The following is a 22,244-nucleotide window of genomic DNA, read 5'->3' on the forward strand; positions in this document are numbered from 1 at the left end:
ATTGCTATGCTTGAAAAAAGAACGCCGATTCAGGTGGACGAAGCAGTCCGCCGGGTGAGCCGGTATAAAAAACAGGGGGATACCGAATGGGTGGCGCTTGAGGACAGTCTCCACCGCTATTTGGCGGAGGATGTTAAGGCGGATCATGATGTGCCGGCCTTTAACCGTTCCCCGTATGACGGGTTTGCCATCAGGGCGAGCGATTCAAAAACGGCTTCCCGTGACAATGCCGTCACCTTTGAAGTCATTGACCATATCGGGGCCGGCGCCGTGTCAGAAAAAGAACTCGGGCCTTATGAAGCGGTCCGCATTATGACGGGGGCGCAGATTCCAAAAGGCGCGGATGCCGTAGTGATGCTTGAGCTGACAAAAACGTTTTCTGAAAACGGGACGAATTACATGTCAGTGAAACGCCCTTTCCATGCGGGCGATAATATTTCATATCAAGGAGAAGATGCGAAAAAGGGCAGCTCGCTATTAAAAAAAGGGACGAAAATCACGCCGGGCGTAACCGCTCTTTTAGCAACCTTCGGCTATGCTTCCGTTCCCGTGGTCAGAAAGCCGGTTGTCGGCATTATCGCAACGGGAACCGAGCTTCTTCATGTCAGCGATCCGCTTGAGCCGGGGAAAATCCGCAACAGCAACGCTGCGATGGTGTATGCCCAGGTCATTGAAGCGGGCGCGGTGCCGCTGAACTTAGGGAAAATTTCCGATGATTTTGATGACAGCTATGATGCGGTGAAGGAAGCTATGAAAAAAGTTGATTTTCTCATCACGACCGGCGGCGTGTCAGTCGGCGATTTTGATTTTCTCCCAGACATTTATAATAAGCTCGGAGCGGAAGTTCTTTTTAACAAAGTGGCAATGCGCCCGGGGAGCGTGACAACTGTCGCCCGGGCCGATGACATGCTGCTGTTCGGCCTTTCAGGCAATCCGTCCGCATGTTATGTCGGATTCACCCTGTTTGTCAAACCGATGATTCAGACGTGGCTTCTGAATGAAAAACCTCATTCCGGATGGGCGGAAGCCGTGTTAACAAACGACTTTCCGAAGCCGAATCCGTTTACGAGATTTGTGAGGGCGTTTGTTTATCATAAGGACGGAAAGATGATGGCGTCACCGGTCGGTCTCGACAAATCAAGCTCAGTCACATCTCTGGCCGAAGCAAACGCGTTTATCCTTCTGCCGGGAGGAACGAGGGGGTATGAAGCGGGCCGGACGGTTCACGCGCTCCTCATCCGTGATGAGAATGGAAGTGAATGGCCGTGGTCAATTCTTTCCCGATCGTCCAGATCGTAGGTTTTCAAAACAGCGGTAAAACAACGTTTATTGAACGTGTGCTGAAAGCGGCGCCGAAAGAGTGCGATATTGGATGTTTAAAACATCACGGACACGGCGGAGAACCGGAACCTTTTTCTGACGGAAAAGACTCGGAGCGTTTTTCAAAAGCCGGGGCCGCGGTTACGGGAGTAGAAGGGGATGGCGTCCTGCAGCTTACGGCGCGAAAAAAATGGGATCTGGCGGGTTTGATCAGTCTGTATGAATGCCTGGGAATTGACGGTCTTCTCATAGAGGGATTTAAACATGCGCCGCATCCGAAAATCATTATGATCAAAGACAGCGAAGATTGGCAAAAGCTGAAGCATTTGGAGCGCGTGATCGCGGTTATCAGCAGAAATACGGAGCATATGCCGGCAGATGCAGGCATGCCCGTTTTCCATGCGGACGATCCGGCTGCCATGATGTTTGTGCTTTCGCAGCTGAAAGGGGAATCTGCATAAATGGAACGTTTTCAAATTACAAGGGAACCTATCATTGCGGAAAATATCGTAAAAAAAGTTGAAAAGCGTGAAGCCGGCGCCATCACAACGTTTATCGGCACGGTCAGAGAGTGGACTGCCGGACGGCGGACGGTGCGTCTCGAATATGAAGCGTATGAACCGATGGCTGTTCAAATGCTTTCTCAAATCGGCGATGAAATCAGTGCGAAATGGGAAGGAGCCGAAGCTGCAATCACTCACCGTGTCGGCGTCCTTGATATCGGAGAAGCAGCGGTCGTAATCGCCGTGTCTTCTCCGCACAGAAAGGCGGCATATGAGGCGAATGAATATGCAATTGAACGGATAAAACAGATTGTGCCGATATGGAAAAAAGAAATCTGGGAAGACGGAGAAGAATGGATAGGCGATCAGCTGGAAACAACGCCCTATCCGAACGGAAAACCGGATTTGCATAAAGGGGAATCGCGATGATTAAAGTATTATTGTTTGCCGGGCTTGCGGAGCAGGCGGGAACACCGGTCATTGAACTTGACGAAAAAGAGACGGCGGCGTCTGCTGTAAAAACGCTGCTAAAGGAACGGTACGGCCTTCAGACGATTGACAATGCCATGATCGCAATCAATGAAACATATGTAAAAGACAACAGCATCGTAACAGAAGGTGATACCATTGCCTTTATCCCTCCTGTAAGCGGAGGGTGAAAAAAGAGCCGGATGTGCATCATTGCCATCCGGCTTTTTTGTATATAGGCGCTGAATTCCAGAGAATATCTAAATGGGATTTAAAGGGATTTGCGATTGAGCTGGTTTTGACTGCATGAATAGGCTGAAGACAGTGCCTTCACAAGGCTTTGAACCTCCCGTCATACCGGTCTGACAATGCTTTTTTTTACATAATTATGGAACGTAAAGCTGAGAATTTGTGTTACAATTTAGCATAAATACGCAAACGGCAAAAAAATTGAAACTTCTCTCAGCCTAAAGCGTACGTATAAACAGAATAATACATAGGAGGCATCAGCAATATGGAACCAAACCTGGAAAAAAGCAATACGGCAGTAACGGAAAAGCCGTCAATTTTCGGCGTCATTACAAGTCCTGTTGTGCAGTTTAAAAGATTAAAAGAGAAGCCGGTCATCGGCATTCCTCTCCTGATTGTCATCATTCTCATCGCGGCCGGCAGTATTTTGCGCGGATTGGGGATGAATTATGAAGAAGTGCTGAACAGCTCATCTCTTGACGGATTGTCGGATGATCAGATTGAAATGACCAAAACCATTGCTAAATTCGGCTCGATGTTCGGAGGAATCTTCGGGGGCATTATCGCTCTGTTTATCGTTCCGCTCATTTACTGGCTGTGCGTTAAAATTTCAGGCGGCGTAACAACTTACAAAAAAATGCTCTCACTCAGCCTGTTTACGGCATTTATTACCAATATCGGCTTAGTTATTAACGGTCTTGTCACTTATTTTACCGGTGCGGGCTCATTGTATGCCGTTACATCTTTGGCGAGTGTCATACCGGCCGGAGGCGGCGTCGCGGTCTTTTTAAGCGCGTTCGACATTTTCAGCATCTGGAGCTATATTCTGCTCGCTTTGGGACTTCGCTATACAGGCGGCATTTCGAAAAAAGCGGCCTGGACTTCCGCGATTGTCCTGTTTGTTATTATGCTTTTAGTTTCGGCAGTCGGAGGACTGTTAAGTTCAGTGACAGCAGGTGTATAACATGAAAAAAATTTGGATCGGAATCGGCATCGCCGTAATTGTTGCAGTATTCATCGGTATCAATATTTATAAGTCTGCCGCTCCCGCGGGCGGCAGCGCCGGGAAAAAAATCGAAACCGGAACCATGGAAAACAGAGAAATCTCCTCTACGGTTATGGTTCCGGGAACACTTAAATTCTCTAAAGAACAGTATGTTTTTTATGAAGCGGATAAAGGAACTCTTGATAAAGTGAAAGTAAAAGAAGGCGACAAAGTAAAAAAAGGGTCGTCGTTAGTCACGTATACAAATGAGCAGCTCAATCTTGATAAAGAACAAAATGAGTTGACAGAACAATCAAAACGGATGCAAATCGAACAAGTTGAAGAAAAACTCAGAGCATTAAACAGCAAGGAACAAGATCTGGCAAAACAAGTGGGAGAAGCGGAAGCCAAAAAACAAATTGAATCCGAACGGACTGATCTGCAGCTTCAGCAAAAAACGGCGGAAATCGAATTAAAGCAATCTGATTTGCAAAAGCAGTCTCTTGAAAATCAGGTGGCGAATCTCAATGTTAAGAGTGAGATGGACGGGACGGTAATCTCGGTAAATCAAGAAGCGGCTTCTAAAAAATCGGATATTCAAGAACCGGTTATACATATAGGAGACCCGGAACACCTGATCGTTGCCGGCAATTTGTCCGAATACGACACGCTGAAAGTGAAAAAGGGACAAAGCGTTACAATTACCTCAGACGCCATTCCAGGTAAAACGTGGAAAGGGAGAGTGGCGGCTGTCGGCCTCGTTCCTGATCAAAAGTCAAGCGCTGCTTCGGGGGAAAGTACGGAACAGGCCGTGCAGTATCCGTTCCAGGTTAAGCTGATCGGAAACCTTCCGGAGGGCAAGCCGGGGTTTAAATTAATTATGAACATTGAAACAGACAAACGGAAAGCCGATACGCTGCCGTCCTCCGCGGTCAAAAAAGACGGAGATGAGCACTGGGTCTTTACGGTAAAAGACGGGAAGGCCAAACGCGTGAAAGTTAAAGTCGGCGATACCGCAAATCAGCTTACGGAGATAAAAGAAGGGCTTTCAAAGGATGATAAAGTCATTCTGAATCCGGCTGACGGTTTGACTGACGGAACGGATGTGAAAGCATAGATGATTCAGCTTTCAAAGGTGAAAAAAAGCTATCAGATCGGCAAGGAGACGTTTGATGTTCTCCGTTCAATCGACTTGACGATTGAAGAAGGAGAATATGTGTCAATTATGGGACCGTCGGGATCGGGAAAATCTACGATCATGAATATCATCGGCTGTCTGGACAGACCGACGTCCGGCAGTTACAGGCTTGCGGGCGAAGATGTTTCTTCATGCACCGAAAAAGAGCTTGCGGCGGTCCGGAACAAATCAATCGGATTTGTCTTTCAGCAATTTCAGCTGCTGCCGCGATTGAATGCAAGAAAAAATGTCGAACTCCCCATGATCTACGCCGGTATCGGCAAAAAAGAGCGTGAGGAACGGGCTGAGCATGCGCTGGAAAAAGTCGGTTTGGCGGATCGGATGCGTCACATGCCGAATGAGCTGTCCGGCGGCCAGAAGCAGCGTGTCGCGATTGCAAGAGCCATTGTGAACGAACCGAAGCTCATTTTAGCTGATGAACCGACCGGCGCGCTGGATACGAAAACAAGCATTTCCATTATGGAGCAGTTCACAGAGCTTAATGCAGAGGGCGTGACCGTGGTGCTTGTGACTCATGAGCCTGAAGTGGCGGACTGTACAAACAGAGTGATTTTCGTCCGTGACGGCATGATCGTTTCCCGCGATGCTGAGCAGAGGAGAGTGGGGGAATGAGCCTGTCAGAAAATCTCCGGATGGCCCTCAGTTCCGTAAGAGCTCACAAGCTGAGATCGATTCTGACAATGCTCGGAATCATTATCGGCGTCGGTTCAGTAATTGTTGTTGTGGCTGTCGGCCAGGGCGGAGAGCAAATGCTGAAGCAATCCATCAGCGGGCCGGGCAATACGATTGAATTGTTTTACATGCCCAGTGATGAAGAATTAACAGCCAATCCGAACGCCTTACAGCAAGCGAGTTTTACAGAAGAAGATATTAATGGATTAAAAGGAGTGGACGGCGTAAAGCAGGTTGTCGCTTCCGCGGTAAAATCCATGACGGCCCGTTACCATGAAGAAGACACGGATATTACGCTGAACGGCATTAACAGCGGCTACATGGACGTAAAAAAGCTGGACGTTCAAGATGGACGGACATTTACGGACAATGATTTTCTTTCCGGGAAAAGAGCAGGAATCATCTCGAAAAAAATGGCTGAAAAGCTGTTCGGGAAAACGTCTCCGCTCGGAAAAATCGTCTGGGCCGGCGGACAGCCCGTTGAAGTAATCGGCGTACTGAAAGAAGAGAGCGGCTTTTTATCGTTAGGACTCAGTGAAATGTATGTGCCGTTCAACATGCTGAAAACGTCTTTCGGTACTAACGACTACAGCAACGTTTCCGTTCAGACGGAGTCCGCTGATCAAATCAAATCAACAGGAAAAGAAGCGGCCCGTCTCTTAAATGACAATCACGGTACAAAAGAGGCCTATCAAGTCATGAATATGGAAGAAATAGCGGCGGGAATCGGCCAGGTCACGACCGTTATGACGACGATCATCGGTTCGATCGCCGGTATTTCTCTCGTTGTCGGCGGGATCGGGGTCATGAATATTATGCTCGTATCAGTGACGGAACGGACAAGAGAAATCGGCATCCGCAAATCGCTCGGTGCCACGAGAGGACAGATTCTGACACAATTCTTAATTGAATCTGTTGTGCTTACATTAATCGGCGGCTTAATCGGAATCTGTCTCGGCTACGGGGGAGCATCACTCGTTTCCCTTATCGCAGGCTGGCCGTCGCTCGTTTCCTGGCAGGTGGTTTGTATCGGTGTGCTGTTCAGTATGCTGATCGGTGTCATTTTCGGCATGCTGCCCGCCAACAAAGCATCACGCTTAGATCCGATTGAAGCGTTACGGTATGAATAACCGGCGCCCCATGCAGTCTGCATGGGGTTTTTTTGTGTTTTAATGATTGAATGAATATAATAGACTTTTTTCATTTATGATAAAAAGAAAATGTCATACAATTGTCCCCCTTTTTGTCGAATTTACAGTTTACAAACCCTATGTACATACGTTAATATGAACAAATGTGAAAGATTTTGATAGTTATTGAATGAATTTGAGTGATTTTAGTTGCTAGAAGTAAAAAAAGCGTTTACAATTATCTTGCAGCCGAAATGAATACGTTTCCAAAGGAGGCGGAATATGCTCACTCCTGAAAGGTATCAGCTGATTATTGATCAGATTGAAAAGCGTGATGTGGTGAAGATTCAAGAGCTGATAAGCATGACAAATGCTTCTGAATCAACGATCAGAAGAGATTTATCAACACTTGAAGAGCGCGGATTTTTAAAGCGCGTTCACGGCGGGGCGTCTAAACTTTCCAACAGCAGGCAAGAACCCGATATGCTTGAAAAATCCTCCAAAAACCTTCAGGATAAACTGAAGATCGCAGAAGAAGCGGCATCTTTATTAGAAGAAGGTGACTGTATTTATCTTGATGCGGGAACAACTACATTGCACATGATTGATTTTATAGATCCATCTAAGGACATTGTGGTTGTCACAAACGGAGTTATGCATATCGACGCTTTAATAAGGAAAGGGATCCCCTTTTATCTTCTCGGAGGATATGTGAAGCATAGAACAGGTGCGATGATCGGCGGCGCCTCATTAACGGCGGTCAGCCAGTACCGTTTTGACAAAAGCTTCCTCGGGGTGAACGGCGTGCACATTGAAGCAGGCTTTACAACACCCGATCCGGATGAGGCTCTTCTGAAGACAAAGGCTGTGAGACAGGCGAAAAATGCGTATGTTTTAGCCGATCCTTCTAAATTCGGCGAGATTTCTTTCGCAGCGTTCGCCGCCTTGGGCGATGCCGCTATCATTACCACTGAAGCTGAAGAACTTGCATTCGATAATTACCAAGAAAAAACTGTCGTAAAGGTAGTGAAACCATGATTTACACTGTAACCCTCAATCCGTCTGTTGACTATATCGTTCACGTTGAAGATTTTGCCGTAGGCGGTTTAAACCGTTCCAGCTATGACACGAAGTATCCCGGCGGAAAAGGCATCAACGTTTCGAGATTACTGAAAAGACACCATGTGCCGTCAAAAGCATTGGGATTTGTCGGCGGATTTACCGGAAACTATATCACGTCATTTTTGCAGCAGGAAGGTCTGGAAACGGCTTTTTCTGAGGTGGATGAAGACACGCGTATAAATGTAAAACTGAAAACGGGCGATGAAACGGAAATTAACGGACAGGGCCCGACGATTTCAGACGAAGTGTTCAATGCCTTTTTAGAACAGTTCTCCGCTCTGGAAGAAGGAGACATCGTCGTTTTAGCGGGAAGCATTCCTTCTTCCCTGCCGCATAACACGTATGAAAAAATTGCTGAGGCATGCAGAAAGCAGAATGCCCGGGTAGTGGTGGACATCTCCGGTGAAGCGCTGATGAAAGCGACAGAAATGAAACCGTTTTTGATGAAACCGAATCATCATGAGCTTGGGGAAATGTTCAATACGGTCATTGATTCAGCCGAAGCTGCCGTTCCTTACGGTAAAAAATTGATTGAACAAGGCGCTGAACATGCGATTGTTTCGATGGCTGGCGACGGTGCGCTTTTATTTACGAAAGAGGCGGTTTTCCTCGCCAATGTTCCTAAAGGAAAGCTTGTCAATTCGGTAGGCGCGGGTGATTCCGTCGTCGCGGGATTCCTTGCGGGAATTTCAAAACAGCTGCCTTTGGAAGATGCGTTCCGTTTAGGAGTTGCTTCCGGAAGCGCGACGGCATTTTCTGAAGAACTCGGAACTGAAGAGTTTGTACAGCAGCTTCTTCCTGAAGTTAAAGTCACACGTCTATAGAGGAGGAAAGAAAAGTGAAGATAACTGAGCTGTTAACAAGAGATACAATTCATCTCAATATAGAAAGCAAAGAGAAAGAAAACGTTATCGATGAAATGGTGACAGTGCTTGACAAAGCCGGCAGATTAAATGACAGAGAGGCTTACAAAGCAGCCATTTTAAATCGTGAAAGCCAAAGCTCGACGGGAATCGGCGAAGGCATTGCCATTCCTCATGCGAAGACGGCGAGCGTCATTAACCCGGCCATCGCATTCGGCCGTTCAAAAGATGGTGTGGATTATGAATCATTAGACGGTCAGCCGGCACACCTGGTCTTTATGATTGCGGCAACCGAAGGAGCGAATAATACGCACCTTGAGGCATTATCAAGACTTTCAACGCTTCTCATGCGTGAGGAAATCCGCAAACAGCTTCTTGAAGCTGAATCAGAAGATGCGATCATTGACATCATCAATCAGCATGACAAAGATGACGATGAGGAAGAAGAAGAGCAGGAAGAACAGGCAGCGCCGTCAGGAAAAGGCAAAATCCTTGCCGTTACGGCATGTCCGACAGGTATCGCCCATACGTTTATGGCAGCTGACGCACTGAAGGAAAAAGCGAAAGAGCTCGGCGTTGACATTAAAGTCGAGACAAACGGCTCAAGCGGTATCAAACATAAGCTGACGGCTCAAGAAATTGAAGACGCGCCTGCGATTATCGTGGCGGCTGATAAACAGGTTGAAATGGAACGCTTTAAAGGCAAACATGTTCTTCAAGTGCCTGTGACGGCCGGTATCAGACGTCCTCAGGAACTGATTGAAAAAGCCGTTAACCAAGATGCGCCGATTTACGAGGGCAGCGGCGGAGGATCTTCCGCTTCAAATGAGGACGGCCCGAAACAGAAATCAGGAACAAGCATCGGAAGTACTTTCTATAAACACTTAATGAGCGGTGTCAGCAACATGCTGCCATTTGTCGTCGGCGGCGGAATTCTCGTTGCGATCTCATTCTTCTGGGGAATTCATTCAGCTGATCCGAAAGACCCGACATACAACACGTTTGCTGCAGCACTGAACTTTATTGGTGACGGTAATGCGTTAAAGCTGATTGTTGCAGTTCTTGCCGGATTCATCGCAATGAGTATTGCGGACCGTCCGGGATTTGCGCCGGGTATGGTCGGCGGATTTATGGCTACGCAGGCGAATGCCGGATTCTTAGGCGGACTGATTGCCGGATTCTTAGCCGGTTATGTCGTCATCCTGCTGAAAAAGCTGTTTGTCTTTATTCCTCAATCTCTTGATGGATTAAAACCTGTATTGATTTATCCGCTGCTCGGTATTTTTATCACAGGAGTTCTGATGCAATTTGTCATAAACACTCCTGTCGCAGCGTTTATGAATTTCTTAACAAATTGGCTTGAAAGCCTTGGAACTGGAAATCTTGTTTTAATGGGTATTATTTTAGGCGGTATGATGGCTATCGACATGGGCGGCCCGCTCAATAAAGCGGCGTTCACTTTTGGAATTGCGATGATCGATGCCGGAAACTATGCGCCGCATGCGGCCATCATGGCGGGCGGAATGGCTCCGCCGCTTGGAATCGCACTGGCGACAACATTCTTTAAACACAAATTCTCTAAACGTGACCGTGAAGCCGGTATTACGTGCTACTTCATGGGAGCAGCTTTCGTTACAGAAGGCGCCATCCCGTTTGCAGCGGCTGATCCGCTTCGCGTCATCCCTGCAGCCGTTGTCGGTTCTGCGGTAGCGGGCGGGTTGACAGAATTTTTCCGGGTAACGCTTCCTGCACCGCACGGAGGAATATTCGTTGCATTCATTACGAACCATCCGCTGCTTTACTTAATGAGCATCGTGATCGGAGCGATTATAACGGCGGTTATCTTGGGAATCGTCAAAAAACCGGTTGTAGAGAAATAAGCAAAAAGCGTCCTTTACGGGCGCTTTTTTCAATCATGTACGCATAGAAGCGTTATGTATTTTATGATGAGTTATGATAAAGTAAAGATGGTACATGAACTGAAACAGTGATCGTCTAGGAGGAACCACGTTGACTGAAGAACAAAAACCTACTTCTGAAAAATCGGTAAAAAGAAAATCCAACACATATTGGGAATGGGGAAAGGCCATCATTATAGCGGTTGCACTTGCGCTGTTAATCCGCCATTTCCTGTTTGAACCGTACTTAGTGGAAGGATCATCAATGTACCCGACATTACATGACGGTGAAAGGCTGTTTGTCAACAAAAGCGTCAATTATATCGGAGAAATCGAGCGGGGAGACATCGTCATTATTAACGGCGATACATCGAAAGTCCATTATGTAAAGCGGCTCATCGGAAAACCTGGAGAAACGGTGGAAATGAAAAATGACACGCTTTATATAAACGGCAAAAAAATCGCAGAACCGTACCTCGCGAGCAATAAAAAAGAAGCGAAAAAACTGGGAGTCAACCTGACGGGAGATTTCGGCCCCGTAAAGGTTCCGAAAGGCAAATACTTCGTCATGGGAGACAATCGGCTGAACTCAATGGACAGCCGGAACGGACTCGGTTTAATTGCCGAAAACCGGATCGTCGGCACCTCGAAGTTTGTGTTCTTCCCATTTCATGATATGCGTCAGACAAAATAAAAACGCCGCGCTGCCCGATTTGGACAGCAGGCGTTTTTTATTTGGCAAACGAGGCGGCGACGGCGATGAACAATACCGTGGCCAGCACTGATCCGACAATGGCCAGAACGCTGAAAAAAAGATTCACCTGCTGCTTCTCTTTGCCGCGTTTTTCAAGCATCCGTTTTGAAAAGAGATGCGAAAACGTATAAATGAGGGCGATTCCGACGTACAAGCCGATGTCACGTGCGGTAAAGCCTGTGACGGCCAGAAAAACCCCGGTAAAGAAAATCATAAGACAATATTCTGTGAGTGTTAAAAGCTTCAACTTGTTCCTCCGTGATGAATATGTATATATATCTATTGTATCACAGGGCTCCGGGTTTGCCTGCATCTTTTCAAACCCGTATATTCGCAGGGAAACATTTCTCTTCCCCTTTATTCATGGTATACTTTTAATGATGATAGACACGATGGAGGATTCTAAATGATTGCTGTAAATAATGTGAGCTTGCGTTTTGCGGATCGCAAGTTATTTGAAGATGTCAATATTAAATTTACGCCGGGCAACTGCTACGGATTAATAGGCGCAAACGGTGCCGGAAAATCAACATTTTTGAAAATTTTATCCGGTGAGCTGGAGCCGCAGACCGGCGATGTCCATATGAGCCCGGGCGAACGTCTTGCCATTCTGAAGCAGAACCACTTTGAATATGAAGACTTCGAAGTGCTGAAAGTCGTCATTATGGGACATAAACGTTTATACGAAGTCATGCAGGAAAAAGACGCGATTTATATGAAGCCTGATTTTTCAGATGAAGACGGCATCCGCGCCGCTGAGCTTGAAGGAGAGTTTGCGGAATTAAACGGATGGGAAGCTGAAAGTGAAGCCGCTATTTTGTTAAAGGGCCTGGGCATCTCTGAAGACCTGCATACGAAGAAAATGGCGGACTTAGGCGGTTCAGAAAAGGTGAAAGTGCTTTTGGCACAGGCGCTGTTCGGCAAGCCGGACGTTCTGCTGCTTGATGAACCGACCAACCACTTGGATCTGAAAGCGATTCAGTGGCTGGAAGAGTTTTTAATCAACTTTGAGAACACAGTCATCGTCGTATCCCATGACCGTCACTTTTTAAATAAAGTGTGCACGCACATCGCCGATCTTGATTTTAATAAAATTCAAGTGTACGTCGGCAACTATGATTTCTGGTATGAATCAAGCCAGCTTGCTTTAAAGCTTTCTCAGGAAGCCAACAAGAAAAAAGAAGAGCAGATTAAACAGCTTCAGGAGTTCGTGGCCAGATTCAGCGCCAACGCCTCTAAATCAAAGCAGGCGACATCAAGAAAGAAACTCCTTGATAAAATCACGCTTGATGATATCAAACCGTCATCACGCCGTTATCCTTATGTCAATTTCACGCCGGAACGTGAGATCGGAAATGACGTGCTGCGGGTTGAAGGCTTAACAAAAACGATTGACGGGGTTAAGGTGCTTGATAACGTCAGCTTTATTATGAACAGAGAAGATAAAATCGCTTTTACGGGACGCAACGAACTTGCCGTTACGACATTGTTTAAAATCATTTCCGGGGAAATGGAAGCTGACAGCGGCACATTTAAATGGGGCGTGACCACTTCTCAGGCGTACTTCCCTAAAGACAACAGCGAATATTTTGACGGCAGCGATGCGAACCTTGTTGACTGGCTCCGCCAATACTCGCCGCATGACCAAAGTGAAAGCTTTCTGCGCGGTTTCTTAGGACGCATGCTGTTCTCAGGAGAAGAAGTCAACAAAAAATCAAACGTCCTTTCCGGAGGAGAAAAAGTGCGCTGCATGCTTTCAAAAGCGATGCTTTCCGGCGCGAACATTTTAATTCTGGATGAACCGACAAACCACTTAGATTTGGAATCCATTACGGCGCTTAACAACGGCTTAATCAGCTTTAAAGGCGCTATGCTGTTTTCATCTCATGACCATCAGTTTGTACAGACAATTGCCAACCGCATCATTGAATTAACGCCTAAAGGCATTGTTGACAAACAAATGTCTTATGACGAATTTCTTGAAAACGCGGATGTACAGAAAAAACTTGAAGAGCTATACGCGTAATAAAGAAGCAGGGGAGACTCTGCTTTTTTATTTATGAAAAAAGTTTTCAATCTTCTGACTTCCCGTTACAATAAATGAATACATAACTTGAAAAGAGACGGAGGAATGCATCATGAAGTTTTTAGTTGTCGGAGCTGGAGGAGTGGGCGGATATATCGGCGCGCGTCTTGCAGAAAAGGGAAATGACGTGACGTTTCTCGTCCGCAAGAAACGGGCGGAACAATTACAAGAGACGGGATTGACCGTCAAAAGTGAAAAAGGTGATGTTTCAATCAAGCCGAAATTAATCATGGCGGGCGAAGAAGGAGCATTTGACGCGGTTATCATCGCTTCAAAAGCGTATTCTTTGCAGGACGTCATTCGGGATGTCAAACCGTTTGTCAAACCTTCGTCGGTCATTATTCCTTTTTTAAATGGATACAGGCACTATAACCAGCTGTTTGAAGCTTTTTCAAAACGGCAGGTGCTGGGCGGCCTCTGCTTTATTGAGAGCGCCCTTAACGACAAAGGGGACATTCTTCATACGAGCGCTGCCCACCGCTTTGTTTTCGGTGAATGGAGCGGGGAACGCACGGAACGTATGAATGAGCTGGAAAACGCATTTGCAGGTGTGAAAGCGGATGTCATCATCAGCCGGGATATTGAAAAGGACATTTGGAAAAAATATATGTTTATTGCCGCGCAGGCGGGAGTGACCACTCTGTTTCAACAGCCGGTCGGACCGATTTTAGAAACAGAAGGCGGCCGCAACACGGCAAAGCGCCTCTTTGCTGAAATCGGCGCCATTTTCAAGGCTGCCGGCATCCCGAAAGATCCTGGTCTGGAAGAAGAGAGTTATCGCACATTGACAAGCATGTCTTACCATATGAAATCGTCGATGCTGAGAGATATGGAAAAGGGCAGGGTGACGGAAGGTGATCATTTACACGGATTTTTGCTTGAGAAAGCGAAAGGCTTGTCAGTTGATGCACCTGTTTTGGAAACCGTCTGCGCCAACTTGCAAATGTATGAAGCGAAATAAAAAAAGGAGGCCTGATCGCCTCCTTTTTTTATTAAAATGCCCAGTTTCCGTTTCTGAAGATCGGTTCTCTTTTGCCGTCCGCCGTAATGCCGTCGATATTCATATCTTTGGAACCGACCATAAAATCTACGTGTGTAATGCTTTCATTTAAGCCCTCTTTGACAAGCTCTTCCCGTGTCATTTGTTTGCCGCCCTCAATATTAAAGGCATACGCACTGCCGATCGCCAAGTGGTTAGAGGCGTTTTCATCGTACAGTGTGTTGTAAAATAAAATATTTGATTGTGAAATCGGTGAATCGTACGGCACTAAGGCCACTTCACCGAGATAGTGTGAGCCTTCATCGGTTTCGACGATGCCTTTTAAAATCTCCTCGCCTTTTTCAGCTTTCACATCGACAATGCGGCCGTTTTCAAAGGTAAGAGTGAAGTTATCAATAATGTTGCCGCCGTAGCTCAGCGGTTTCGTGCTGGAAACGGTGCCGTTCACCCCGTCACGCTGCGGGAGGGTGAAAACCTCTTCTGTCGGCATGTTGGCCATGAATTCGTGCCCGCTCTCATTCACGCTTCCCGCGCCTGCCCATACATGTTTTTTCGGCAGTTCAATGGTTAAGTCTGTTCCTTCAGCCTGATAATGCAGGGCGCTGTAATGTTTTTTGTTTAAGTGTTCCACTTTTTCATGAAGGTTTTGATCATGTTTTTTCCATGCTTCCACAGGGTTTTCTTCATTTACGCGGGTCGTTTTGAAAATTTCTTCCCATAAAAGCTGAACGGCTGTTTCTTCCGGCTGATCCGGGAACACTTTTTTCGCCCAGCCTGTTGAAGCCGCTCCGATCACCGTCCAGCTGACCTTATCTGATTGAATATATTGTCTGTATGTATGCAATGCTTTTCCGGCGGCTTTTTGGAACGCTGCAATCCGTTTGCCGTCAGTGCCTTTTAACAGGTCGGGGTCGGATGAGACGACAGAAATAAACGCAGCCCCTTTTTTCGCGAGCTCTTCTTTGCCTTTTGCTTCCCATTCAGGATACTCTTCAAACGCTTCAAAAGGTGCCATCTCGTATTTTAATCTGGACAGTTCATCGTCCTGCCAATTTACGGTGACGTTTTTTGCGCCTTTTTCATAAGAATGTTTGGCAAGCAGTCTGACAAGTTCCCGGACATCAGTTGAGGCATTGATTACGACATGCTGTCCTTTTTGGACATTGACGCCGACTTCTACCGCCAGCTGAGCATATGTATGTAACTTTTCAGTAAACGAACTCATCGTTCATTCCTCCTCATCGGTTTTTCTCATCATATCAAATATCGCCTCATAAAGGAAAGAAAGGAGCACAAACGAAAAAGACACAGCTTTTGCTGCGTCTTTACGGGTGATTCAGTTTTACGGCGCCGCCGGCCGGAGAATGGGGCATATTGGCCAGTGATATGCTCATACCCCCCAAAATAATTCCGCTTAAAATGACGGCTACTGCTACGCGTCTTCCCACATCTCTAAGCATATGCTTCCTCCTTAATGTTTCTCCAGTTCTCACAATATGAGCCGGCCGGAGAAAAAAGAAGCACAATCTTATTATTTAATCGCTTTTTGCAGCTTGTCGATGACGTCTAATGAACGTCCCGTGCCGATAGCCACTGATTCAAGCGGATTTGCCGCCAAATGAACGGGAACGACGATTTCATCTGTCAGCCATTCTTTCATCCCGTTTAAAAGGGAGCCTCCGCCGGTTAACACGACGCCGCGGTCAACGATATCACCGCTGAGCTCCGGCGGACAATCTTCAAGTGTCGCTCTGATCGCTTCAAGAATATGCAGGAGCGACTCACGCATCGCGTGCTGAATTTCATTAGATTGCAGTCTGATTGTCTTCGGCAGACCGGTTACAAGGTCACGCCCGCGGATTTCCATCGTTTCCGGCACATGTTCGATCAATGCAAAACCGATTTCCATTTTCACTTGTTCTGCCGTACGTTCCCCGATCAGCAGGTTGTATTTTTTTCTGACGAACGAGGCGATATCTTCATCAAGCTGGTCGCCGCCGATTCTGATCGAATGGCAGGATACGACGCCCCCGAATGAGATGATGGCGACTTCAGTCGTACCGCCGCCGATATCTACGACGACGTTTGCGACCGGCTCGTCAACAGGGAGGTCGGCCCCGATTGCAGCGGCTACGGGTTCTTCAATCAAGTGAACGTTTTTCGCTCCGCAGTTTTTGACAGCGTCACTGATGGCGCGTCGTTCAACGGCTGTTGAGCCTGAAGGCGTGCAGACGACGACATTCGGTTTGCGGAAAGTCATTCCGATTTTTTTTCCGGCTTTTTTCATAATGTGTTTTAATAAGTCAGTTGTCATATCATAATCAGCAATGACACCGTCTTTCATCGGCCGAACGGCGACGATTTTCCCCGGCGTCTTTCCGATCATGCTTTTGGCATCCGTTCCGATGGCAAGCACCGCTTTCGTTGTTGTATCTACAGCGACAACGGAAGGCTCGTTTAAAATAATTCCTTTATTTTTACTGTAAACAAGTATATTAGCGGTTCCTAAGTCGATTCCGATCTCAGTTGATTGAAACATGTTTTCACCCAATCCCTATCCTGATTTAATTGATTCTACATTTAAAGTTTCTGAGAAAAACCACGATTTTTGGGGGTTTCCGCCGGGAATGAAATGTTTTTGTAAAAAAGGAGGGAAAGTCTGTATCCCATATTTCAAAAGGATTTTCTTCTGTAAAAAAACATTCAGTTCCGGATGCTGAGAAACTTTTGCTCCGTTCCTTTCGTCTACGTTTATGAAGGATTTTCCTTGGACATAAAGAAGAGACATTAAAGGAAGTAGGGGATTTCTATGAAATCAATTGGTGTAGTAAGAAAAGTAGACGAACTCGGGCGTATTGTCATGCCGATTGAATTGAGAAGAGCATTGGATATCGCTATTAAAGATAGTATTGAATTTTTCGTTGACGGAGACAAAATTGTCTTGAAAAAATACAAGCCGCACGGCATTTGCTTAATGACGGGGGAAATTACTCCCGAAAATCAGGAGTACGGCAACGGCAAAATTATTTTAAGTCCTGAAGGAGCGAAAATGCTGCTTGAGGAAATCGAGGAAGCGTTAAAAGATAGATCATAATCAGCAAAAAGGGCGGAGCATCATTCCGTCCTTTTATTATGAACTTGTGCAAAAACTCACGGGAAAAGTAAGCGAACCTGCTCAATTAATTGGGAATAGTTATCATTTTTTAGTCAATAATGCAGTCAACAATGTTACAATATATGTAGAAATGCTAGCGGCAGGTGGGACTATGGGAAAATATCAAGCGCGTATCATTTCCTTAATCTTGGCAATGATTTTTATTATGTTTTGGGATTATTTATTTTATATAATTGAACGGAATCCGATTAACTGGCCCGTTGACATCACCTTTACCGCCGTCACATTAATCAGCGTCTGGCTGCTGGCTTATTATGTGGATAATAAAAAGCAGCTGCTGGCGGAGCTGAAGGACAGCGAGCAGAAAGCAAAGGCGCTTTCAGATGAGAAAAACCGGATTATGGACAATCTGCAGGAAATCGTTTTTCAGACGGATGCACAAGGGAATATTACATATTTGAATCAGGCCTGGACGGCGATTACGGGCCACTCCATCAGCGAATGTATGGGCACGATGTATAATGATTATTTTATAAAAGAAAAACATATCATTGATTATATTATCTCCCAAATCAAGCAGCAGTCCCCGTCAGGAATGTTTACGGCCAAATATATTAAAAGAGACGGCTCGATCTTTTGGGGAGAAGTCCATTATAAGCTGTATTATGACCGCAGACAGAAATTTGTCGGAAGCCTGGGGACGATGTCTGATATCAGTGAACGGAAAAAAGCGGTCGACGAGCTTCTGGAAACGAACGAACGCCTTGCCATGCAATCTCAAAAGCTGGCCATTGCCGGGGAGCTTGCGGCAGGAATCGCCCATGAAGTAAGAAATCCTTTAACGTCAGTCAGCGGCTTTCTCCAGCTGATGAAAGCCCAGTATCCGGAAAGAACGGATTATTTTGATATTATTTTTTCGGAGATTAAAAGGATTGACCTTGTGCTGGGGGAGCTGCTTCTGCTCGCCAAGCCGCAGACCGTAACGTTTACCGCTCATCATCTCAACCATATTTTACGGCAGGTGGCGACGCTTCTTGACACGAACGCGGTGCTGTCGAACACTGTGATTGAGAAGGATTTCAGGCAGACTGAGTCCTGTATGGTCAACGGTGACGAAAACCAGCTGAAACAGGTATTTATCAATATTATTAAAAATGCGATTGAAGCGATGCCTGACGGCGGGAATATTCATATTTATACAAAACGGGATGAAGAATACGCGGTGATCAGCATACAGGATGAAGGAAACGGCATGTCGAAAGAAAAGCTTGAAAACATCGGGAAACCGTTTTTCTCAACAAAAGATCAGGGAACGGGTCTCGGGCTTCCGATTTGTTTACGAATTCTGAAGGAGCATAATGGTAAACTTAACATTAAGAGCAAAAATGGAGAAGGCAGTACGTTTCAGGTGATTCTGCCGTTAGAAGCGGCTGCTGTCCAAAAGGAGGAAAAATAACTTGCTTCTTTTTGTATACGGTTTGTTACGGAAGCGTGAAGAAAACCATGAACTGCTGAAAGGCGCTCCGTGTGTGTGCGAGCAGGCCGCGATAAACGGCGTGCTGTACGAAACGGATAAAGGTCAGCCTGCGGCGTCTTTAGCAGAAACAGCTTTTGTGTACGGGGAATTGTATGAAACAGATCATCAGATGATCCGTAAGCTGGATGCGTATTATGCTGATTTTGATCGAAAAGAGGTTGCCGTGACGACGGATGCCGGGAATAAAACCGCCTTCGCATATGTCGTAAAGCCCGACCAGTGTGCCTCATTCAGCCGTATCAAAAGCGGAGACTGGAAAGAATACCGTTTTATGAAACGGGAGGATGACAGTCCGGTTTATTATTTCGCATACGGCTCCTGTATGGACAATGCCCGGTTTAAACAGGCGGGGGTCGACCACTTTTTTGCCGAGCCGGTCGGAGGGGCGGTTGTTGAAGGGTATTCGACGAGATTCACGTTAAGGCGTCCTGACGGTTCCAGAGCCGATCTTGTTGAAGACGGGGGACGAACTGAAGGCGTGCTGTACAAGCTCCCGTTTGAAGCGGCAACCTATCTGTACAAAAGAGAAGGTGTTGATAACCACACATACCGTCCAGCGTTCATAGAAGTGTGTGCCGGCGGCCGTGTATACAGAGGCGTCCTGACGTTTCTCGTTCTTGATAAAGCTGAGGAAATTGCGCCTCCGGGTCACTATCAGGAAGAAATCGAACGCGGAGCGGACCTGTATTTATCACCCGCCTTTTCAGAAAAGCTTAAACGCTATATGAACTCGTTGCCGAAAATGTGATACTATTCCTATTAGAGATATTGTTTAAAGGAGTACTGTTATGAGAAAAGAGTTTGCCGTTATCGGTCTCGGACGCTTCGGCGGAAGTATTTGCAAAGCATTAAGTGAAGAGGGCCTTGAGGTCATGGCGATGGATATTGATGAAGATAAAGTAAATGAATACGCCAAAATCGCATCACACGCGGTCATTGGCGATTCAACCGATGAATCGGTGCTGAAAAACTTAGGGCTGCGCAACTTTGACCACGTCATTGTGGCAATCGGCGAAAATATACAGGCGAGCATTTTAACGACGCTGATCTTAAAGGAACTCGGCGTGAACACGATCACGGTTAAAGCGCAGAACGATTATCATGAGAAAGTGCTTGCGAAAATCGGGGCCGATCACATCGTCCACCCTGAACGTGACATGGCAAAACGCATCGCCCACAACATCGTATCAAATAATGTGCTTGATTATTTGGAGCTGTCCGACGAACACAGCATTGTGGAGATCGTGGCCAACAGCAGGCTTGCGGGCAACACACTGCTTGATCTGGACATCCGGGCGAAGTACGGCATTAATATCGTGGCCATCAAGAGAGAAAAAGAAGTGATCGTATCTCCGCTGGCGACTGAAATGATCCAAAAAGAAGATATTCTCATCGTTATCGGCTCTCTTACGGACATTTCCCGATTTGAAAAAAGAGTGCTTCACACAAAGTGAAAAGCCGTCCGTAAAAGGACGGTCTTTTATTATGTCAGAATAGAAAGACATTTATCGTGTAAGCGGTATTTTCTGCAATTTTTATTGACTATGATCAGGCGATCCGATAGCATATTGTACCATATAAAGAAAAAGAGGAGGCCTCATTTTGAACAAAGAAACACTGGCTGAACGGCTGAATGCATCAGCCGGCAGACAAAAAGCCGATACCGTCATTAAAAACGGAAAAATCATGGATGTATTTAACCAGGAATGGATTTCTGCAGATATCGCCATTACGGGCGGAGTGATCGTCGGGCTGGGCGAATATGAAGGGGAAGAAGTCATTGATGCAGAAGGTCAAATGATCGTTCCGGGCTTTATTGACGGACATGTTCATATCGAGTCCTCTATGGTTACTCCGATTGAATTTGCTAAAGCCGTCCTCCCACACGGAGTGACTACTGTCATTACTGATCCTCACGAAATTGCGAACGTTTCCGGAGCAAAAGGCATTTCTTTTATGATAGAGCAGGCGAAAAAGGCGCCGCTGAACATCCGTTTCATGCTTCCTTCCTGTGTTCCCGCCGCTAGCTTTGAACGCTCAGGAGCCGTATTAAAAGCCGAGGATTTAAAGCCTTTTTATCAGGAGAAAGAGGTGCTCGGACTTGCGGAAGTAATGGATTATGTGTCTGTTACGGAAGGTGAAGAGGATATGCTTCAGAAACTGCTTGATGCCAAGCGTCACGGAAAACGGATCGACGGGCATTTAGCCGGACTGTCTTCAGATATCATCAATATATACAGAACCGCAATGGTGTCAAATGATCATGAAGTGACGACAAAAGAAGAAGCGCTGGACAGAATCAGACGGGGAATGTATGTCATGCTGCGCGAAGGATCGGTGGCAAAAAATACGCTCAATGTGCTGCCGGCGGTGAATGAAAAAAACGCGCGGCGCTTTTTCTTTTGCACGGATGATAAGCATGTAGATGATCTGCTTTCAGAAGGAAGTGTGAACCACCAAGTCAAAATGGCGATAAAGGCGGGACTTGATCCATTCCTTGCGTATCAGCTCGCCAGTTTAAATGCGGCTGAGTGCTACGGCCTTGAAACAAAAGGGGCGGTAGCGCCGGGTTTTGACGCAGATCTGCTGTTCATTTCAGATGTACGGGAGGCTGCCGTCACGAAGACCATGGTCGCCGGCCGGACCGTTGCCGAGAACGGACGCACGGTTTATGAACAGTCTGCCGGTTCCTATTCGCCGGACCAGGCGCTGTTGGATACAGTGCGGCTGAGATCGCCGCTGACTGAATCTGATTTTTATATGCCGATTCATGAGGGCAGGAAAATGAAAGTAATCGAAATGATACCGAATCATTTGGAGACGAGAAAAAAAGAAGTGCCTGCACCGTCTGCTGACGCGTTTTGTCCTGATACAGAAAATGATTTATTAAAAATCGCCGTCACAGAGCGGTACAGCGGCGAAAAAATGATAGGACTCGGGATTGTACAAGGGTTCGGGTTAAAAGAAGGCGCCATCGCCACAACCATTTCTCACGATTCCCATAATATCATCGCCGTCGGTACAAACGATGCCGATTTGGCAAAAGCAATCAACAGGCTCCGTGACACCGGAGGAGGATTAACAGCCGTGAAAAACGGAGAATTGCTTCACTCCGTTCCGCTTCCGATCGCCGGGCTTTTGTCTGATAAGTCGGCGGAATGGGTCAATGACAGCTTGGGCGTGCTTCATGAAAAGCTTCCTCTGCTCGGATTCACCGGTGATTTCAATCCGTTTCTCACATTATCGTTTTTAGCGCTTCCGGTGATTCCGGATATTAAAATGACAGCAGCCGGTCTGTTTGATGTCAAAGCCTTTCAGCATATTCCGCTGCAATAAAAAAACTG

The 22,244-nt window shown here is 46.5% G+C and carries 23 protein-coding genes; 19 read left to right on the top strand and 4 right to left on the bottom strand.

Annotated elements, in window-relative coordinates; translation table 11 throughout:
* The first annotated feature begins 6 nt into the window (after nt 1-6).
* The 12 genes from BR62_RS0114900 to sipT all read left to right on the top strand — a co-directional run bounded on the left by BR62_RS0114900 (nt 7) and on the right by sipT (nt 11,102).
* On the top strand, nt 7-1,299 hold the full coding sequence (locus BR62_RS0114900; protein WP_007611114.1) for a molybdopterin molybdotransferase MoeA: 1,293 nt from the start codon (nt 7-9) through the stop codon (nt 1,297-1,299).
* Nucleotides 1,260-1,781, top strand: coding sequence for a molybdopterin-guanine dinucleotide biosynthesis protein B (gene mobB, locus BR62_RS0114905; protein WP_032868152.1), 522 nt, complete (start codon nt 1,260-1,262; stop codon nt 1,779-1,781). The genes BR62_RS0114900 and mobB overlap by 40 nt, the downstream gene beginning before the upstream one ends.
* On the top strand, nt 1,782-2,252 hold the full coding sequence (locus BR62_RS0114910; RefSeq protein ID WP_007409632.1) for a molybdenum cofactor biosynthesis protein MoaE: 471 nt from the start codon (nt 1,782-1,784) through the stop codon (nt 2,250-2,252).
* The gene (gene moaD, locus BR62_RS0114915) at nt 2,249-2,482 is read left to right on the top strand and encodes a molybdopterin converting factor subunit 1 (protein ID WP_007409633.1); all 234 of its coding nucleotides are present in this window, start codon (nt 2,249-2,251) and stop codon (nt 2,480-2,482) included. The genes BR62_RS0114910 and moaD overlap by 4 nt, the downstream gene beginning before the upstream one ends.
* A gap of 323 nt (nt 2,483-2,805) precedes the next feature.
* A complete protein-coding gene (locus BR62_RS0114920; RefSeq protein WP_007409635.1) occupies nt 2,806-3,504 on the top strand; it encodes a YknW family membrane protein in 699 nt (232 codons plus the stop codon).
* Between the two features lies 1 nt (nt 3,505).
* Entirely contained in the window at nt 3,506-4,642 is a 1,137-nt protein-coding gene (locus BR62_RS0114925; RefSeq protein ID WP_012117453.1) for an efflux RND transporter periplasmic adaptor subunit, read from the top strand.
* Nucleotides 4,643-5,335 carry an ABC transporter ATP-binding protein gene (locus tag BR62_RS0114930; protein ID WP_007409637.1) on the top strand — a complete coding sequence of 231 codons (693 nt, stop codon included), beginning with the start codon at nt 4,643-4,645 and terminating at the stop codon, nt 5,333-5,335.
* Nucleotides 5,332-6,525 carry an ABC transporter permease gene (locus BR62_RS0114935; RefSeq protein WP_032868154.1) on the top strand — a complete coding sequence of 398 codons (1,194 nt, stop codon included), beginning with the start codon at nt 5,332-5,334 and terminating at the stop codon, nt 6,523-6,525. The genes BR62_RS0114930 and BR62_RS0114935 overlap by 4 nt, the downstream gene beginning before the upstream one ends.
* A gap of 282 nt (nt 6,526-6,807) precedes the next feature.
* On the top strand, nt 6,808-7,563 hold the full coding sequence (locus BR62_RS0114940; RefSeq protein ID WP_032868156.1) for a DeoR/GlpR family DNA-binding transcription regulator: 756 nt from the start codon (nt 6,808-6,810) through the stop codon (nt 7,561-7,563).
* Nucleotides 7,560-8,471 carry a 1-phosphofructokinase gene (gene pfkB, locus BR62_RS0114945; RefSeq protein ID WP_003154572.1) on the top strand — a complete coding sequence of 304 codons (912 nt, stop codon included), beginning with the start codon at nt 7,560-7,562 and terminating at the stop codon, nt 8,469-8,471. Before BR62_RS0114940 ends, pfkB begins: the two co-directional genes overlap by 4 nt.
* Before the next feature lie 14 nt (nt 8,472-8,485).
* Nucleotides 8,486-10,390, top strand: coding sequence for a PTS fructose transporter subunit IIABC (locus BR62_RS0114950; protein WP_020955754.1), 1,905 nt, complete (start codon nt 8,486-8,488; stop codon nt 10,388-10,390).
* Between the two features lie 130 nt (nt 10,391-10,520).
* A complete protein-coding gene (gene sipT / locus BR62_RS0114955; RefSeq protein ID WP_003154568.1) occupies nt 10,521-11,102 on the top strand; it encodes a signal peptidase I sipT in 582 nt (193 codons plus the stop codon).
* A gap of 37 nt (nt 11,103-11,139) precedes the next feature.
* Here the strand turns inward: sipT and BR62_RS0114960 are convergent, their stop codons facing one another.
* Nucleotides 11,140-11,409: a hypothetical protein gene (locus BR62_RS0114960; protein ID WP_020955755.1), complete on the bottom strand. Its 270-nt coding sequence runs from the start codon at nt 11,407-11,409 to the stop codon at nt 11,140-11,142.
* 159 nt (nt 11,410-11,568) lie between these two features.
* On the opposite strand from BR62_RS0114960, the gene BR62_RS0114965 reads away from it, so the two are divergent.
* Both BR62_RS0114965 and BR62_RS0114970 read left to right on the top strand, forming a co-directional pair.
* A complete protein-coding gene (locus tag BR62_RS0114965) occupies nt 11,569-13,188 on the top strand; it encodes an ABC-F family ATP-binding cassette domain-containing protein (RefSeq protein WP_007409642.1) in 1,620 nt (539 codons plus the stop codon).
* 112 nt (nt 13,189-13,300) lie between these two features.
* Entirely contained in the window at nt 13,301-14,209 is a 909-nt protein-coding gene (locus tag BR62_RS0114970) for a ketopantoate reductase family protein (protein WP_032871368.1), read from the top strand.
* 31 nt (nt 14,210-14,240) lie between these two features.
* Here BR62_RS0114970 and BR62_RS0114975 read toward each other — a convergent pair whose 3' ends face one another.
* The 3 genes from BR62_RS0114975 to mreBH form a co-directional block, all read right to left on the bottom strand.
* Nucleotides 14,241-15,473: an aminopeptidase gene (locus tag BR62_RS0114975; protein WP_007409644.1), complete on the bottom strand. Its 1,233-nt coding sequence runs from the start codon at nt 15,471-15,473 to the stop codon at nt 14,241-14,243.
* A 100-nt stretch (nt 15,474-15,573) separates the two neighbouring features.
* The gene (locus BR62_RS19630; RefSeq protein WP_003154559.1) at nt 15,574-15,708 is read right to left on the bottom strand and encodes a protein YkpC; all 135 of its coding nucleotides are present in this window, start codon (nt 15,706-15,708) and stop codon (nt 15,574-15,576) included.
* 71 nt (nt 15,709-15,779) lie between these two features.
* Nucleotides 15,780-16,787: a cell shape-determining protein MreBH gene (gene mreBH, locus BR62_RS0114980; RefSeq protein ID WP_003154558.1), complete on the bottom strand. Its 1,008-nt coding sequence runs from the start codon at nt 16,785-16,787 to the stop codon at nt 15,780-15,782.
* Between the two features lie 270 nt (nt 16,788-17,057).
* Between mreBH and BR62_RS0114990 the strand changes: the two genes are divergently transcribed.
* The 5 genes from BR62_RS0114990 to ade all read left to right on the top strand — a co-directional run bounded on the left by BR62_RS0114990 (nt 17,058) and on the right by ade (nt 22,236).
* Nucleotides 17,058-17,342 (top strand): AbrB/MazE/SpoVT family DNA-binding domain-containing protein, encoded by a 285-nt coding sequence (locus BR62_RS0114990; protein WP_003154557.1) that lies wholly within the window; start codon nt 17,058-17,060, stop codon nt 17,340-17,342.
* Between the two features lie 172 nt (nt 17,343-17,514).
* Nucleotides 17,515-18,819 carry an ATP-binding protein gene (locus tag BR62_RS0114995; RefSeq protein WP_032871371.1) on the top strand — a complete coding sequence of 435 codons (1,305 nt, stop codon included), beginning with the start codon at nt 17,515-17,517 and terminating at the stop codon, nt 18,817-18,819.
* 1 nt (nt 18,820) lies between these two features.
* Nucleotides 18,821-19,648: a gamma-glutamylcyclotransferase family protein gene (locus BR62_RS0115000; protein ID WP_015239773.1), complete on the top strand. Its 828-nt coding sequence runs from the start codon at nt 18,821-18,823 to the stop codon at nt 19,646-19,648.
* A gap of 40 nt (nt 19,649-19,688) precedes the next feature.
* Entirely contained in the window at nt 19,689-20,354 is a 666-nt protein-coding gene (gene ktrC / locus BR62_RS0115005) for a Ktr system potassium transporter KtrC (protein WP_003154554.1), read from the top strand.
* Between the two features lie 148 nt (nt 20,355-20,502).
* Nucleotides 20,503-22,236, top strand: a complete 1,734-nt coding sequence (ade, locus tag BR62_RS0115010; RefSeq protein WP_032871374.1) for an adenine deaminase — start codon at nt 20,503-20,505, stop codon at nt 22,234-22,236.
* Nucleotides 22,237-22,244: the final 8 nt, after the last annotated feature.

The organism is Bacillus sp. UNC69MF, from assembly GCF_000746035.1.
Classification (GTDB): Bacteria; Bacillota; Bacilli; order Bacillales; family Bacillaceae; genus Bacillus; species Bacillus velezensis.

Bases quoted from the DNA above. Each gene is read 5' to 3' on its own strand.
- BR62_RS0114900 (WP_007611114.1), top strand. From the start codon at position 7: ATGCTTGAAAAAAGAACGCCGATTCAGGTGGACGAAGCAGTCCGCCGG.
- mobB (WP_032868152.1), top strand. From the start codon at position 1,260: ATGGCCGTGGTCAATTCTTTCCCGATCGTCCAGATCGTAGGTTTTCAA.
- BR62_RS0114910 (WP_007409632.1), top strand. From the start codon at position 1,782: ATGGAACGTTTTCAAATTACAAGGGAACCTATCATTGCGGAAAATATC.
- moaD (WP_007409633.1), top strand. From the start codon at position 2,249: ATGATTAAAGTATTATTGTTTGCCGGGCTTGCGGAGCAGGCGGGAACA.
- BR62_RS0114920 (WP_007409635.1), top strand. From the start codon at position 2,806: ATGGAACCAAACCTGGAAAAAAGCAATACGGCAGTAACGGAAAAGCCG.
- BR62_RS0114925 (WP_012117453.1), top strand. From the start codon at position 3,506: ATGAAAAAAATTTGGATCGGAATCGGCATCGCCGTAATTGTTGCAGTA.
- BR62_RS0114930 (WP_007409637.1), top strand. From the start codon at position 4,643: ATGATTCAGCTTTCAAAGGTGAAAAAAAGCTATCAGATCGGCAAGGAG.
- BR62_RS0114935 (WP_032868154.1), top strand. From the start codon at position 5,332: ATGAGCCTGTCAGAAAATCTCCGGATGGCCCTCAGTTCCGTAAGAGCT.
- BR62_RS0114940 (WP_032868156.1), top strand. From the start codon at position 6,808: ATGCTCACTCCTGAAAGGTATCAGCTGATTATTGATCAGATTGAAAAG.
- pfkB (WP_003154572.1), top strand. From the start codon at position 7,560: ATGATTTACACTGTAACCCTCAATCCGTCTGTTGACTATATCGTTCAC.
- BR62_RS0114965 (WP_007409642.1), top strand. From the start codon at position 11,569: ATGATTGCTGTAAATAATGTGAGCTTGCGTTTTGCGGATCGCAAGTTA.
- BR62_RS0114970 (WP_032871368.1), top strand. From the start codon at position 13,301: ATGAAGTTTTTAGTTGTCGGAGCTGGAGGAGTGGGCGGATATATCGGC.
- BR62_RS0114975 (WP_007409644.1), bottom strand. From the start codon at position 15,473: ATGAGTTCGTTTACTGAAAAGTTACATACATATGCTCAGCTGGCGGTA.
- BR62_RS19630 (WP_003154559.1), bottom strand. From the start codon at position 15,708: ATGCTTAGAGATGTGGGAAGACGCGTAGCAGTAGCCGTCATTTTAAGC.
- mreBH (WP_003154558.1), bottom strand. From the start codon at position 16,787: ATGTTTCAATCAACTGAGATCGGAATCGACTTAGGAACCGCTAATATA.
- BR62_RS0114990 (WP_003154557.1), top strand. From the start codon at position 17,058: ATGAAATCAATTGGTGTAGTAAGAAAAGTAGACGAACTCGGGCGTATT.
- BR62_RS0114995 (WP_032871371.1), top strand. From the start codon at position 17,515: ATGGGAAAATATCAAGCGCGTATCATTTCCTTAATCTTGGCAATGATT.
- ktrC (WP_003154554.1), top strand. From the start codon at position 19,689: ATGAGAAAAGAGTTTGCCGTTATCGGTCTCGGACGCTTCGGCGGAAGT.